Origin of the sequence: Amycolatopsis sp. WAC 01376, assembly GCF_003947415.1 — a bacterium.
GTDB lineage: Bacteria > Actinomycetota > Actinomycetes > Mycobacteriales > Pseudonocardiaceae > Amycolatopsis.
Map to the genome: position 1 here is coordinate 1,265,005 of NZ_QHKL01000002.1, position 14,584 is coordinate 1,279,588.

Sequence of the window (14,584 nt, forward strand, 5' to 3'; positions counted from 1 at the left end):
GGCGCCTGACCCAAGGAGCTCCCTTGACCAGTACGTCCTTCGACGACCGGCACATCGGCCCCTCGGAGTCCGAGCAGGCCAAGATGCTCGCCGAGGTCGGCTACGGCAGCCTCGACGCCTTGGTGCAGGCCGCGGTGCCGTCCGCGATCCGGGTCACCCGTGACCTCGAACTTCCCCCCGCCGCGTCCGAAGAGGACGCCATCGCGGAGCTTCGCGCGCTCGCCGCGCTCAACAAGCCGATGACGCAGATGATCGGCCTCGGCTTCCACGACACGGTCACCCCGGCGGTCATCCGCCGCAACGTGCTGGAGAACCCGGCCTGGTACACGGCGTACACGCCGTATCAGCCGGAGATCTCGCAGGGCCGTCTCGAAGCCCTCCTCAACTTCCAGACCATGGTCTCCGAGCTGGCCGGTCTCGCGACCGCGAACGCCTCCCTGCTCGACGAGTCCACCGCGGTCGCCGAAGCCGTCATGCTGATGCGCCGCGCGTCGAAGGCGAAGTCCAACAAGGTCGTCCTCGACGCCGAGTGCCTGCCGCAGACCATCGCCGTCGTCCGCACCCGCGCCGAGGCGATGGGTGTCGAGGTCGAGGTCCGCGACCTGCTCACCGGCTTGCCGGACGAGTTCTTCGGCGTCGTCGTCCAGTACCCGGGCGCTTCCGGCGTGCTGCGCGGCGCGGGCTTCTACTCCGCCATCTCCGAGACCGCGAAGGCCGCCGGCGCGCTGTACACCGTCGCCGCCGACCTGCTCGCCCTCACGCTGATCACCGCGCCGGGTGAGTTCGGCGCCGACATCTCCGCCGGTTCCACCCAGCGCTTCGGCGTTCCGCTCGGTTACGGCGGGCCGCACGCCGGATACATGGCCGTCCGCGCCGGGCTCGAGCGTTCGCTGCCGGGCCGCCTGGTCGGTGTCTCGGTCGACGCTGACGGCAACCCCGCATACCGACTCGCCCTGCAGACCCGCGAGCAGCACATCCGCCGCGAGAAGGCGACATCGAACATCTGCACCGCGCAGGTGCTGCCCGCCGTGCTCGCCGCGATGTACGCGGTCTACCACGGTCCCGACGGCCTCAAGCGCATCGCGACCCGCGTCCACGAACTCGCCGCCGCACTCGCGGGCGCCCTTCGCGCGGCCGGCGTCGAGGTCGTCCACGAGGGCTTCTTCGACACCGTCCTCGCCCGCATGCCCGGACAGGCCGAAGCGGTCGTCGCGGTCGCGCGCGAGCACGGGATCAACCTCGGCCCGGTCGACGCCGACCACGTCCGTATCGCCGTCGACGAGGTCACCACGCCCGCGATCATCGCGAAGGTGCTCAACGCGTTCGGCGTCGAGAACGAGGCCGAAAGCGCCCAGGCGCTTCCCGCCGGTTTGCAGCGCGAGAGCGAGTACCTCACGCACGAGGTCTTCCACTCGCACCGCTCCGAGACCGCGATGCTGCGGTACCTGCGCAGCCTGTCCGACCTCGACTACGCGCTCGACCGCGGCATGATCCCGCTCGGCTCCTGCACGATGAAGCTCAACGCCACCACCGAGATGGAGCCGATCAGCTGGCGCGAGTTCGCGGGTATCCACCCGTTCGCCCCCGCTGACCAGGCCGAGGGCTACCACGTCCTCGTCGAGCAGCTGTCCGGATGGCTGGCCGAGGTCACCGGCTACGACAAGGTCTCGTTGCAGCCGAACGCGGGCAGCCAGGGCGAGCTCGCCGGCCTGCTCGCGATCCGCGCGTACCACCACGCGAACGGCCAGCAGGAGCGTGAGGTCTGCCTGATCCCGTCCTCCGCGCACGGCACGAACGCCGCCTCCGCGGTCATGGCGGGCATGCGCGTCGTCGTGGTCAAGTGCACCGACGAGGGCAACGTCGACCTCGACGACCTGCGCGCCAAGGTCGAGGCCAACCGCGAGACGCTGTCCGCGATCATGGTCACGTACCCGTCCACGCACGGCGTGTACGAGCACGGCATCGACGAGCTGGCCAAGATCGTGCACGACGCGGGCGGCCAGGTCTACGTCGACGGCGCGAACCTCAACGCCCTGCTGGGTCTCGCGAAGCCGGGCGAGTTCGGCGGCGACGTCTCGCACCTGAACCTGCACAAGACCTTCTGCATCCCGCACGGCGGCGGTGGCCCCGGCGTCGGCCCGGTCGCGGTCCGCGCGCACCTCGCGCCGTACCTGCCGAACCACCCGATGCTGGCGAAGGCGGGCCCCGAAACCGGTGTCGGCCCGATCAGCGCGGCCCCGTTCGGCTCGGCGTCGATCCTGCCGATCTCGTGGGCGTACGTCCGCATGATGGGTGCGGGCGGGCTCACCGCCGCGACGCAGGTCGCGGTCCTCGCCGCGAACTACGTGGCCAAGCGCCTCAACCAGCACTACCCGGTGCTGTACACCGGCCAGGACGGCCTGGTCGCGCACGAGTGCATCCTCGACCTGCGTGGGCTCACCAAGGAGACCGGCGTCAGCGTCGACGACGTCGCGAAGCGCCTGATCGACTACGGCTTCCACGCGCCGACCATGTCGTTCCCGGTCGCGGGCACGCTGATGGTCGAGCCGACCGAATCCGAGGACCTCGGCGAGATCGACCGTTTCTGCGACGCGATGATCGCCATCCGCGCGGAGATCGACGCCGTCGCGCAGGGCCGTTGGGCCGCGGACAACAGCCCGCTGCGCAACGCCCCCCACACCGCCGAGACGCTGGTCGGCGACTGGGACCTGCCGTATGACCGCGAACTGGCGGTGTACCCCGCCGGAGTGAATCGCAAGGCCAAGTACTGGCCTCCGGTGCGCCGCATCGACGGTGCGCGCGGGGACCGTAACCTCGTCTGCTCCTGCCCGCCGCTCAACGCCTACGAGAACTGAGGCACTGATGTCGAAAGAGACGTCCCTGCACGGAGTCCACAAAGGACTGGGTGCGTTGTTCACCGACTTCGCGGGCTGGTCGATGCCGATCCGCTACAGCAGCGAACTGGCGGAGCACAAGGCCGTCCGCGAGACCGCGGGCCTGTTCGACCTCTCCCACATGGCCGAGATCGAGGTGACCGGCCCGCAGGCCGCCGACACCCTCGACTTCGCGCTGGTCGGCAACCTGTCCGGCGTCAAACCGGGCCGGGCGCGCTACACGATGATCTGCGACGAGAACGGCGGCGTGCTCGACGACCTGGTCGTCTACCGCCTCGCCGACGAGAAGTTCCTGGTCGTGGCCAACGCGGGCAACGCCTCCGTGGTCGCGGAGGCACTGGCCGAGCGGGTCTCGGGATTCGACGCGGTCGTCGAGAACAAGTCCGAGGACGTCGCGCTGATCGCCGTCCAGGGCCCGAAGGCCGTCGAGATCCTCGGCGCCGTCACTGACGCAGACCTCGGGGCGCTCAAGTACTACGCGAGCGTCCCGGCCGTCGTGAAGGGGCACGACGTCCTGCTCGCCCGCACCGGCTACACCGGCGAGGACGGCTTCGAGCTGTACGTCCCGGCCGGTGAGGCCCCCGCCGTCTGGCGCATCCTGACCGACGCGGGTGAGCCGCACGGTCTGCTCCCGGCCGGTCTCGCCTGCCGCGACACCCTGCGCCTCGAAGCCGGGATGCCGTTGTACGGCAACGAACTCAGCCTCCAGCTGAGCCCGTTCGAAGCCGGTCTCGGCCGCGTCGTCAAGTTCGAGAAGCCCGGCGACTTCGTCGGCAAGGCCGCGCTCGAGGAGCTGTCCAAGAAGGACGTTCCCCGCGTGCGTGTGGGGCTCAAGGGCTCCGGCCGCCGCGCCCCGCGCCACGGCTACACCGTCCTGGCGGGCGAGACCGAGATCGGCGAGGTCACCAGCGGTGCCCTCTCGCCGACCCTGGGTTACCCGATCGCCATGGCCTATGTGGACCGGGAGCACGCCGAGCCCGGCACCGAGCTTTCCGTCGACATCCGGGGCCGCATCGAGCCCGTCGAGGTCGTCGCCCTGCCCTTCTACTCCCGCGCCTGAAAGGCCCTTTCGCAACCATGAGCATCCCCCAGGACCTGAAGTACACGAAGGAACACGAGTGGCTGAACGTCGCCGACGGCGTCGCCACCGTGGGCATCACCGCCTTCGCCGCCGAGTCGCTCGGTGACATCGTGTTCGTCCAGCTTCCCTCGGTCGGCGACACCGTCACCGCGGGCGAGGTGTTCGGCGAGGTCGAGTCGACCAAGTCGGTCAGCGAGCTGTACGCGCCCGTGGACGGCGAGGTCGTCGAGGTGAACGAGGCCACAACGGACACCCCCGAGCTCATCAACTCGGACCCGTACGCCGAAGGATGGCTCCTGAAGGTGCGTCTGTCCGGCGACGTGCCCGCCCTGCTCGACGCCCAGGCGTACGCCGTCCTGACCCAGGAGAACTGAGATGTTCAACGCTGCCCTGTCCGAAGTGGACCCCGAGGTCGCCACCGCCGTCGCGGCCGAACTCGACCGGCAGCAGTCGACCCTGGAAATGATCGCCTCGGAGAACTTCGCCCCGGTGGGCGTGCTCGAGGCGCAGGGTTCGGTGCTGACCAACAAGTACGCCGAGGGGTACCCCGGCCGCCGCTACTACGGCGGTTGCGAGCACGTCGACGTCATCGAGCAGCTGGCGATCGACCGTGCGAAGGCCCTGTTCGGCGCCGAGCACGCCAACGTCCAGCCGCATTCGGGCGCGCAGGCCAACGCCGCCGCCATGGTCGCGGTGCTCAACCCCGGCGACACCATCCTCGGTCTCGACCTCGCCCACGGCGGGCACCTGACGCACGGGATGAAGATCAACTTTTCCGGCAAGCTCTACAACGTCGTCGCCTACCACGTCGACAAGGAGACCGGGATCGTCGACGTCGAGGAGATCGAGCGCCTCGCCAAGGAGCACAAGCCGAAGCTGATCATCGCCGGCTGGTCGGCGTACCCGCGTCAGCTCGACTTCGCCGAGTTCCGCCGCATCGCCGACGAGGTCGGCGCGAAGGTCATGGTCGACATGGCGCACTTCGCCGGTCTCGTCGCGGCCGGGCTGCACCCGAGCCCCGTGCCGTACGCGGACATCGTCACCACGACCACGCACAAGACCCTCGGCGGCCCGCGCGGCGGCATCATCCTGTGCCGCCAGGAACTCGCCAAGAAGATCAACTCGGCGGTGTTCCCCGGCCAGCAGGGCGGTCCGCTGGAGCACGTCATCGCCGCCAAGGCCGTCGCGCTCAAGATCGCCGCGAGCGAGGAGTTCCGCGAGCGTCAGCAGCGTGTGCTCGAAGGCGCGAAGATCCTGGCCGACCGCCTCTCGCGCACGGACTGCGCCGAAGCTGGCGTCCGCGTGCTGACCGGCGGCACCGACGTGCACCTGGTGCTCGTCGATCTGGTCAACTCCACTTTGGACGGTCAGCAGGCCGAGGACCGGCTGCACTCGGTCGGCATCACGGTCAACCGCAACGCCGTCCCGTTCGACCCGCGCCCGCCGATGATCACCTCGGGCCTGCGAATCGGCACCCCGGCGCTGGCGACCCGCGGCTTCGGCGCCGAGGACTTCGCCGAGGTCGGCGACATCATCGCCGAGGCGCTGCGGCCCGACTTCGACGAGGACCTGCGCCAGTCGCTGTCCGCCAGGGTCGAACTGCTGGCCAAGAAGCACCCGTTGTACGCGGACCTCAACCGATGAGCGCGGTCCCCGAGGGGCGCAAACTTCTCCGGCTCGAAGTCCGCAACGCGCAGACCCCGATCGAGAAGAAGCCGCCGTGGATCAAGACCCGCGCGCGGATGGGCCCCGAGTTCACCGAGCTCAAGGGGCTGGTCAAACGTGAAGGCCTCCACACCGTGTGCGAGGAGGCCGGTTGTCCCAACATCTACGAATGCTGGGAAGACCGTGAGGCCACGTTCCTGATCGGTGGGGACCAGTGCACCCGTCGGTGCGATTTCTGCCAGATCGACACCGGCAAGCCGGCGGCGCTGGACACGACCGAGCCGCGCAAGGTGGCGGAGTCGGTGCAGGCCATGGGGTTGCGCTACTCGACGGTGACCGGTGTGGCGCGCGACGACCTCGAAGACGGCGGCGCGTGGCTGTACGCTGAAACCGTCCGGCAGATTCACGCGCTGAACCCGGGTACCGGTGTCGAGTTGCTGATCCCGGATTTCAACGCGGATCCGGATCAGCTGGCCGAGGTGTTCGGTTCGCGGCCCGAGGTGCTGGCGCACAACGTGGAGACGGTGCCGCGGATCTTCAAGCGGATCCGGCCCGGTTTCCGGTACGCGCGGTCGCTCGAAGTGATCACGCGGGCCCGTGAGGCGGGTCTGGTGACGAAGTCGAACTTGATCCTGGGCATGGGCGAGACTCCGGAGGAGGTGGCTCCGGCGATGAAGGACTTGGTCGACGCGGGCTGCGAGATCCTGACGATCACCCAGTATCTGCGTCCTTCGCCCCGGCATCACCCGGTGGACCGGTGGGTGAAGCCGGAGGAGTTCGTCGAGCACTCGAACGCCGCCGAGGCGATGGGCTTCGCAGGCGTGATGGCGGGGCCGCTCGTACGCTCGTCGTATCGGGCCGGTCGCCTTTTCGCCCAGACGAAGGCCCACCGCGGCGAGCCGCTGTCGGAGAACTTGGCCCATCTCGCCGCCGAAGGGCCCGCGGCCCAAGAAGCCAGCTCACTGCTGGCCAGATAGGAAGGAGGGCAGATCAATGGCGATCAGCGTCTTCGACCTGTTTTCGATCGGCATAGGCCCCTCCAGCTCCCATACGGTGGGCCCGATGCGGGCGGCACTGACCTTTGTGGACGGTCTGGCCGCGGACGGTGATCTGACGGCCACGACGCGTGTCCAGAGTGAGCTTTTCGGCTCGCTCGGCGCGACCGGGTTCGGGCACGGCAGCGACAAGGCCGTGCTGCTCGGGCTGTCCGGGGAGCGTCCGGAGGAGATCGACACCGACACGGTGGCAGGCAAGATCGCGGAGATCCGCGAATCCTGTCTGCTGAAGCTGCGCGGTGAACACGAGATCGTGTTCACCGAGGACACCGATCTGACCATGCACCGGCGGAAGTCGTTGCCCGCGCATCCGAACGGGATGATCTTCCGCGCGTTCGACGCCGACGGGAAGGTGCTGCGCGAGCGGACCTACTACTCGGTCGGCGGCGGATTCGTGCGCGATGAGTCCTACGAGACCGACACTGTCGTCGTCGAGGACTCGACTCGGCTGGAATTCCCGTTCCGCACCGGCGCGGACCTGCTGAAGCACTGCGAGGACACCGGGCTGCCGATCAGCGAGATCATGCTGCGCAACGAACTCTCCTGGCGCACGCGCGAGGAGGTCCGCGAAGGTCTGCTGGAGATCTGGCAGGTCATGGTGGAATGCGTGCGCAACGGCTGCGAGCACGAGGGCGTCCTGCCAGGCGGGCTGAAGGTGCCGCGCCGCGCGAAGGCGTTGCACGAGAAGCTGCTCGCCGAGGACGGCGTCGGCGACCCGCTGTACGCGATGGACTGGGTGAGCCTGTACGCGCTGGCGGTCAACGAGGAGAACGCCGCGGGCGGCCGCGTCGTCACCGCGCCGACCAACGGCGCGGCGGGGATCATCCCGGCCGTTCTGCACTACTACCAGCGGTTCATCCGGGGCTCCTCGGACGACGGCATCGTGACGTTCATGCTCACCGCGGGCGCGATCGGCTCGATCCTCAAGCAGACGGGCTCGATTTCGGGCGCCGAGGTCGGCTGTCAGGGTGAGGTCGGTTCGGCCAGCGCGATGGCCGCCGCCGCGCTCACGGAGGTCCTCGGCGGCTCGCCCGCGCAGGTGGAGAACGCCGCCGAGATCGGCGTCGAACACCACCTGGGATTGACCTGCGACCCGGTCGGCGGGCTGGTCCAGATCCCGTGCATCGAACGCAACGCCGTCGGCGCGTCCAAGGCGATCCACGCCGCGCGGATGGCGATGCGCGGCGACGGTTCGCACATCGTGACGCTGGACAAGGCGATCAAGACGATGCGTGAGACCGGCGCCGACATGAGCGTGAAGTACAAGGAGACCTCGCGCGGCGGCCTCGCCGTGAACGTCATCGAATGCTGATCCCTCGCATTTAGTCCTCTGGATGCGGTACTTGCGTGTGCAAGTACCGCATCCAGAGGACGAATTGCGGGCGGCCTAAACTCGAAGGGTGGAGTCGAGCACGGTCGCGAACGCGGGTGACGCGCTGTTCCGCCCGGTGCGCGCGGGCAACGCCTTCGAGGAGACCGTCGAACGGCTGCTCCAGGCGATCCGGCTCGGAGTGGTGGGCGCGGGAGAGCGGCTGCCGTCGGAGCGTGAGCTCGCCGAGCGGCTCGGGGTCAGCCGGGTGACGCTGCGCGAGGCCATCCGCGCGCTGTCCGACGCGGGTTACGTCGAGTCGCGGCGTGGCCGTTACGGCGGCACTTTCGTCAACGACGTCCTGCCCGACCCGCCCGCCGCCGACGGGCGGAAGGTCGACAACGCCACCCTGGAGGACGCGCTCGGCCTGCGGCACGTCCTGGAAACCGGTGCCGCCGAGATGGCGGCTTCACGGTCCCTCAGCCCGGCCGACCGACAGCATCTGACCAGCACGCTCGCCGAGGCGGCGGCGGCCGACGTCGGCGATTACCGGCGCAAGGATTCGCGGCTGCACCTGGCGATCGCCGAGGTCACCGCGTCCGGCTCGCTGACCACGGCGATGGCCGACGCGCGGATGCGGGTCAACCAGCTGCTCGACATGATCCCGCTGCTCGAACCGAATCTGGAGCACTCCAACGCCCAGCACGAGGCCATCGTCGACGCGATCCTGGCCGGTGATCCGGAGGCGGCCCGCCGCGCGATGACGGAGCACGTCGAAGGGACCGCTTCACTGCTTCGCGCTTTCCTCGCTTGAGGGTGAGGTCAGCAGGGCGTGCGCGAACTCGATGGCATGCGGTGTGTCAGGGAAGACCCGGCCCTCGGCGCGAAGCCGGTCCGCGACGCCGAGCTCGTCGAGCACCTTTTCGTGGCCGGGTTTGATCCCCGACACCAGGACCGTGATCCCCCGATGTTCAAGCCGATCGACAGCGTCTCGCAGGACTAGGGCGCCGGTGGCGTCGATGGCCGACACCCGTGACATCCGAAGGATGACCACCCGGACGTCGGCGACCTCGGACAGCTCCAGCAGGAACTGGTGGGCCGCGGCGAAGACCAGCGGGCCGTCGAGCCGGAACGCGACGATGTGCTCGTCCAGCAGCGCCCGCTCCTCGGCGCCGTGATCGGCGTGGTCGAGGGGGACCTCTTCGGCGCGGGCCGCCTTCGCGATCGCCCGCAGCGCCAGGGCGCCGGCCACGACAAGACCGAGGATGACCGCGGTGACCAGGTCCAGGATCAAGGTCGCGGCCGCGGTGAGCACGAGGACCAGCGCGTCGCGCCGGGTGGAGCGGAGCAACGCGCGGACCGAGCCCGCCTCGACCATGCGGACGGCAGTGGCCAGCAGCACCCCGGCGAGCGCCGCGATCGGGATCGCGGCCACCAGCGGCGCCGCCGCGAAGACGATCACCGCCAGCACCAGCGCGTGGGTGAGCGCGGCGAGACGGGACCTCGCCCCGGCTCGGACGTTGACGGCGGTGCGCGCGATCGCCGCGGTGGCGGGCACACCCCCGAACAGCGGGGTGACGAGATTCGCGAGGCCCTGCCCGAAGAGTTCCCGGTCGGGGTCATGGCGTTCGTTGACGCTCATCGCGTCGGCGACCGTGGCCGAAAGGAGGCTTTCCAGCGCCGCCAGCGCCGCGACCGCGACGGCGGAGGGTGCCAGCGCGCCCAAAGTGGACAGATCGAGGAAGGCCAGCGAGGGCGCGGGAAGACCGGCGGGCAGGGCTCCGATGCGGGAGACCGGCAGCTGCGTGAAGTGGCATACGAGGGTCGCGACCGCCACGGCGACCAGTGAGAACGGGATCGACGGCCGCCACCGCGCGCCGAGCAGCATCAGGACGGCGACCCCGGCCGCGATCACGATCGACGGCCAGGACGGATGCCCGGCGAAGTCCGCCACCGCCTTCGCCGCGACGACGGCGACCTTTTCGCCCTCCGGGGTGGCGACCCCGAGCGCGGCGGGGATCTGCTGCAGCGCGATCACACCGGCGATGCCCAGCGTGAAGCCTTCGACCACCGGGATCGGCACATAGCGCATGTACCGGCCGGCCCTGGCGACCGCGAGCAGGAGCAGCAGCACGCCCGCGAGCAGGCCCACCGTCAGCACCCCGCCGGCGCCGTACGTGGCCATGATCGGGACCAGCACCACGGTCATCGCCCCGGTCGGCCCGGAGACCTGGAGGTTGGAGCCGCCGAAGATCGCGGCCAGCGCACCGGCGACGATCGCGGTGACGAGCCCGGCCTCGGCACCGAGACCCGACGAGATGCCGAAGCCCAGCGCCAGTGGGAGGGCCACGATCGCCACGGTCAACCCCGCCGTGAGATCGCGGCGGGGAGCGCGGGCGAGCGTGCGCAGGTCGTCCCGCCCCGGCAGGAGCGAGCGCAGTCCGGAAAACCTCGGTCCCGCCATGGCGTCAGTCGGCGTCGCGCAATTGAGCCAGCAGGGCGTTCTGGTCGGCCAAGAGCTCGGTGAGGATGCGCCGGGCCGCGCGCAGCAACTCGACGACGTCTCCGCCCGCGAGCGCGTACACCACCGTGGACCCTTCCCGGGTCGAAGTGACGATTCCCGATCGGCGAAGGACGGCCAGCTGCTGCGAGAGGTTGGAGGCCTCGACCTCGATCTCGGTGAGCAGCTCGCGAACCGCCTTCGGACCGTCCGCGAGCAGCTCCAGCACGCGGATCCGGACGGGATGGCCCAGCATGCGGAAGAACTCCGCTTTGGCCTGGTACAGGGGGACGGGCATACCGGCTTCCTTTGCTCGACTTGCCGATACGACTACTTTATCAAATGAAGAATTTTTCAAGTCGCAACCTTGCCCGTGCGGAAGGCCGGGACACGGTTCGGTGATTTTCCCACAACCTTTTCACTCGTTCGGGCGTCTTACCTGGCGTGGAGAACCCGGATGAGTCAGTCGCACCCGAGTCGGAGACCACGGCCACCCCCGAGCCGAAAGGGAAGAAGCGCAGGTGGCGCCGGATCGCCGCCTGGACGCTCGGCCTGCTCGTCGGCATCCCGGTGGTCACGTTCGGGATCGCGTACGTCCTGCTCGACGTCCGCAGCCCGGAGGAGGTGCTCGCCGGGCTCGACAAGACCGTCGTCCTGCAGAACGCGGACGGTTCCGAACTGCTCAAGGTGATCCCGCCCGGCGGCGACCGATTGTTCGTGCCCTACGACGCCATCCCCGCGAAGCTGCGTGACGCGATCGTCGCGACCGAGGACCCGACCTTCTGGGACAACGAGGGCTTCGATCTCACCGGGCTCGGCCGCGCGCTGGTGACCGGCGTCGGCGGCGGCTCGGGGATCACGCAGCAGTACATCAAGAAGTCCACCGGCAACGAGGACGCCACCCTCACCCGCAAGTTCTCCGAACTGGTGCTCGCCACGAAGATCACCCAGCAGCAGACCAAGAAGGAGATCTTCGAGAGCTACATCAACATCATCTCGTTCGGCCGCGGCACCTACGGCCCGGCGTCGGCGATGAACGCCTACTTCGGCCGCAAACTCGACGACTCGATGACCTGGAGCGAGGCGGCCTTCCTCGCCGGCATGATCCAATCGCCGTCGGTGCACGACCCGTACGCCTCCACCCACGAGCACGCCATGAAGCGCTGGTCCTACGTGGTGAACAAGCTGGTCGCGCGGGGTTACGTCAGTCAGGCCGAAGCGGTCGGCATGACCTATCCGGAGGACGCGATCCAGGCGCCATCGGAGACCCGTGCCGGTCGCGTCACCTACGAGAAGTACCACGTCAAGCAACAGGTCCTGGCCGAGCTGGAGCAGGTCGGCTACCCGCTGGACCGGCTCCGCGGCGGCGCGATGAAGGTCGAGACGACCATCGATCCGCGTGCCCAGGCCGAAGCCGAGAAAGCGGTCAAGGAGCGGTTGCAGGGGCAGCCGGAGCACTTCCGCGCGTCGCTGGTCGCCGTCGAACCGGGGACCGGCGCCATCCGCGCCTACAACGGCGGCGGCTGGAGCGTGCACGACTACGCCGGCACCCCGTACGGCACCGGCTCGGCCTTCCAGCCGTTCACCCTCGCCGCCGGACTCGAACAGGGCGTCAACGTGGACGAACCGCTGAAGGCGCCCGCGCAGGTCGATTTCCTCGGCGAGACCTTCAAATTCCAGGACCAGTGCGGCGAGACCGGCAAATGCACGCTTCGTGAGGCGATGAGCCGGGACGCGCAGGGCCCCTTCGTCGATCTGGCGAAGAAACTCGGCGCGGAAACGGTCCGGAACGGCGCCCGCGCGGCCGGGATCCCCGAGGCCATCGACGGCGCGGTCACCCTGCGCGAGAAGGACGGGTTCCTGATCGGACCCGGGATCGCGGTCGGCCGGTATCCCTTGCGGCCCAGCGACATGGCCGGTGCCTACGCGACCTTCGCCGCGGACGGCATGCGCGCCACCCCGCATCTGGTGTCGAAGATCCGGGACGAGAACGGTGAGGTCGTCTGGGAACGGCCTCCGGACAAGACGCCCGCGTTCAAGGGCGACGAGGCGCTGAGCCGCCGGGTCGCGGGCACGATCAGCCAGGTGCTGACCACCGGGCTGAAAGACCGTCCGGTGGCGCTGAAGACCGGCGACTTCCAGTTCAACGAGACGGACGACAACGCGGGCGGCTGGGCGGTCGGGTACACGCCCCAGCTCGCGACCGCGGTCTGGGTCGGCTCCGACGAACCACGCCGGATGCGGGACGCCGCCGGGGAGAAGCTGACCGGCAGGACGATCCCGGCCGAGATGTGGCAGCGCTTCATGAACGGCTTCCACCAGGGACTGCCGGTGCGATGGCCGGTCCCCGCGACCACGGCGGCTCCCCGTCCGCGCTGACGCCAGGGCGATCTCACGTGATTGGACGGACGACACACGTGCCGTCCGTCCAGACACGCGTGACGGCCATCCGCTAGGACGTCACGAGGACGATCGTCAGCCCGTCGTACCCCTTCTTGCCGACGGTCTGCAACGCGGTCGCGTCGACCCGCGGTTCGGCGGCGATCAGTTCGTGCATCCGCCGGAGTCCTTCGATCTCGTCGGAGGTGTTCGCCGGGTCGGCCACCGCTCCGGCGCGGACGACGTTGTCGATCACGATCACCCCGCCCGGCCTGGTCAGCTTCAGCGCCGCCTCGAAGTAGGCCGGGTTGTTGACCCGGTCCGCGTCGATGAACGTCAGGTCGAGTGGACCCTCGACACCGGGCAGCAGGTCCAGCGCCTCCCCGAGCCGGATGTCGACGAGCTCGCCGACACCGGCGGCGTCGATGCTCTTCCGCGCGACCTCGGCGAACTTCGGGTAGTACTCGAGCGTCACGAGACGCCCTTCGGGTGGCAGGGCGCGGGCGAGCCAGATGGTGCTGTAGCCGCCGAGCGTGCCGATCTCCAGTATCGAGCGGGCACCGATCATCTTCGCCAGCAGATGGAGCAGTTTGCCCTGGTTGGGGGCGACGGCGATGGGCGGCATCCCGGCCTCGTCCGAAGCGAGAAGAGCCTCGTCGAGGGTGCGGTCGGCCGGGATGAGCGCGTCGAAGATGTATTCGTCGACCTTGGACCAGATTTCCTGAGTCATGGAACCTCCCCGGGCCAACCTAATGCCGCCCACCGGTCACGAAAGCGTCCATCGGGGCGACCGTCCGGACGAACCTCAGGCGGCGCGGCGCCCGGCTTTCGGGATCACCAGCGGCGTCCCGGTCTCGGGGCACGGCATGACGCGGCAGGGCAGCTCGAAGATCTTTTCGACGTTTGCGGCAGTGACGACCTCCTCGGGCGCGCCCGTCGCCAGCACCTCTCCGTCCCGCATCGCGATCATGTGTGTCGCGTACCGGGCGGCGTGGTTGAGGTCGTGCAGCACCGCGACCAGCGTCCGGCCCTGCTCCTGGTGCAGTTGCGCGCACAGGTCGAGGATGTCCATCTGATGCGCGATGTCCAGATAGGTCGTCGGCTCGTCGAGCAGGAGGAGATCGGTCTCCTGCGCGAGCGCCATCGCCATCCACACGCGCTGCCGCTGGCCGCCCGACAGCTCGTCGACCAGCCGCTCGGCGAGGTCGTCGACCCCGGTGGCGCACATGGAGTCCGCGACCACGGTCGCGTCCTCGCGGGACCACTGGCGCAGCAGCCGCTGATGCGGGTACCGGCCGCGCGCGACGAGGTCCGCGACGGTGATGCCGTCGGGCGCGATCGAGCTCTGCGGCAGCAGGCCGAGCCGCCGGGCGACCTCCTTGGCCGGGAACGAGCTGATCACCTGGCCGTCGAGGAACACCGAACCCTGGCGGGGTTTGAGCATCCGCGCGAGCGCGCGCAGCAGGGTCGTCTTGCCACAGGCGTTCGGGCCGACGATGACGGTGAACGACCGGTCGGGGATGACCACCCCGAGGTCCTGGGCCACGGTCCGGCCGTCGTAGGCGAGCGTCAGCGCGTCCGCGTGCAGGCGGGACGTCGTGCTCTGCTCGGTGAGGGTTTCCACGGTCTCCACGCAGGTTAGGCTAACCTAGGACTCTGCCGTTGTGGTGTTCCGTAGGTCGCAGTCGGCTCACAACGGTC

The 14,584-nt window shown here is 69.3% G+C and carries 12 protein-coding genes; 8 read left to right on the plus strand and 4 right to left on the minus strand.

Annotation, left to right across the window (positions count from 1 at the left end; genetic code table 11):
- The first annotated feature begins 23 nt into the window (after positions 1–23).
- From gcvP to DMH03_RS15305, 7 genes are all read left to right on the plus strand, one after another.
- Positions 24–2,855, plus strand: coding sequence for an aminomethyl-transferring glycine dehydrogenase (gene gcvP, locus DMH03_RS15275; protein ID WP_125792611.1), 2,832 nt, complete (start codon positions 24–26; stop codon positions 2,853–2,855).
- A gap of 7 nt (positions 2,856–2,862) precedes the next feature.
- On the plus strand, positions 2,863–3,954 hold the full coding sequence (gene gcvT, locus DMH03_RS15280) for a glycine cleavage system aminomethyltransferase GcvT (RefSeq protein WP_125792612.1): 1,092 nt from the start codon (positions 2,863–2,865) through the stop codon (positions 3,952–3,954).
- A gap of 17 nt (positions 3,955–3,971) precedes the next feature.
- Positions 3,972–4,349, plus strand: coding sequence for a glycine cleavage system protein GcvH (gene gcvH, locus DMH03_RS15285; protein ID WP_016336369.1), 378 nt, complete (start codon positions 3,972–3,974; stop codon positions 4,347–4,349).
- Position 4,350: 1 nt separating this feature from the next.
- A complete protein-coding gene (gene glyA / locus DMH03_RS15290; protein ID WP_125792613.1) occupies positions 4,351–5,619 on the plus strand; it encodes a serine hydroxymethyltransferase in 1,269 nt (422 codons plus the stop codon).
- Complete coding sequence (lipA, locus tag DMH03_RS15295) at positions 5,616–6,617, plus strand: lipoyl synthase (RefSeq protein ID WP_125792614.1); 1,002 nt, start codon at positions 5,616–5,618, stop codon at positions 6,615–6,617. The genes glyA and lipA overlap by 4 nt, the downstream gene beginning before the upstream one ends.
- A 16-nt stretch (positions 6,618–6,633) precedes the next feature.
- Positions 6,634–8,007 carry an L-serine ammonia-lyase gene (locus tag DMH03_RS15300; protein ID WP_125792615.1) on the plus strand — a complete coding sequence of 458 codons (1,374 nt, stop codon included), beginning with the start codon at positions 6,634–6,636 and terminating at the stop codon, positions 8,005–8,007.
- Positions 8,008–8,095: 88 nt separating this feature from the next.
- Complete coding sequence (locus DMH03_RS15305; RefSeq protein ID WP_125792616.1) at positions 8,096–8,818, plus strand: FadR/GntR family transcriptional regulator; 723 nt, start codon at positions 8,096–8,098, stop codon at positions 8,816–8,818.
- On the opposite strand, the gene DMH03_RS15310 is transcribed toward DMH03_RS15305, so the two are convergent.
- Entirely contained in the window at positions 8,792–10,468 is a 1,677-nt protein-coding gene (locus tag DMH03_RS15310) for a SulP family inorganic anion transporter (RefSeq protein ID WP_125792617.1), read from the minus strand. The genes DMH03_RS15305 and DMH03_RS15310 overlap by 27 nt on opposite strands.
- 4 nt (positions 10,469–10,472) lie before the next feature.
- Positions 10,473–10,802, minus strand: a complete 330-nt coding sequence (locus tag DMH03_RS15315; RefSeq protein WP_125792618.1) for a helix-turn-helix transcriptional regulator — start codon at positions 10,800–10,802, stop codon at positions 10,473–10,475.
- Positions 10,803–10,948: 146 nt separating this feature from the next.
- Between DMH03_RS15315 and DMH03_RS15320 the strand changes: the two genes are divergently transcribed.
- Positions 10,949–12,883, plus strand: a complete 1,935-nt coding sequence (locus DMH03_RS15320; protein WP_125792619.1) for a transglycosylase domain-containing protein — start codon at positions 10,949–10,951, stop codon at positions 12,881–12,883.
- Between the two features lie 73 nt (positions 12,884–12,956).
- Here the strand turns inward: DMH03_RS15320 and DMH03_RS15325 are convergent, their stop codons facing one another.
- The gene (locus DMH03_RS15325; protein WP_125792620.1) at positions 12,957–13,613 is read right to left on the minus strand and encodes an O-methyltransferase; all 657 of its coding nucleotides are present in this window, start codon (positions 13,611–13,613) and stop codon (positions 12,957–12,959) included.
- A gap of 75 nt (positions 13,614–13,688) precedes the next feature.
- Entirely contained in the window at positions 13,689–14,516 is an 828-nt protein-coding gene (locus DMH03_RS15330) for an ABC transporter ATP-binding protein (protein WP_125792621.1), read from the minus strand.
- Between the last annotated feature and the right edge of the window lie 68 nt (positions 14,517–14,584).

What these genes read in the sequence shown, in the direction of transcription:
- gcvT (WP_125792612.1), top strand. Translation starts at nt 2,863, where the DNA reads ATGTCGAAAGAGACGTCCCTGCACGGAGTCCACAAAGGACTGGGTGCG.
- gcvH (WP_016336369.1), top strand. Translation starts at nt 3,972, where the DNA reads ATGAGCATCCCCCAGGACCTGAAGTACACGAAGGAACACGAGTGGCTG.
- glyA (WP_125792613.1), top strand. Translation starts at nt 4,351, where the DNA reads ATGTTCAACGCTGCCCTGTCCGAAGTGGACCCCGAGGTCGCCACCGCC.
- lipA (WP_125792614.1), top strand. Translation starts at nt 5,616, where the DNA reads ATGAGCGCGGTCCCCGAGGGGCGCAAACTTCTCCGGCTCGAAGTCCGC.
- DMH03_RS15300 (WP_125792615.1), top strand. Translation starts at nt 6,634, where the DNA reads ATGGCGATCAGCGTCTTCGACCTGTTTTCGATCGGCATAGGCCCCTCC.
- DMH03_RS15310 (WP_125792617.1), bottom strand. Translation starts at nt 10,468, where the DNA reads ATGGCGGGACCGAGGTTTTCCGGACTGCGCTCGCTCCTGCCGGGGCGG.
- DMH03_RS15315 (WP_125792618.1), bottom strand. Translation starts at nt 10,802, where the DNA reads ATGCCCGTCCCCCTGTACCAGGCCAAAGCGGAGTTCTTCCGCATGCTG.
- DMH03_RS15325 (WP_125792620.1), bottom strand. Translation starts at nt 13,613, where the DNA reads ATGACTCAGGAAATCTGGTCCAAGGTCGACGAATACATCTTCGACGCG.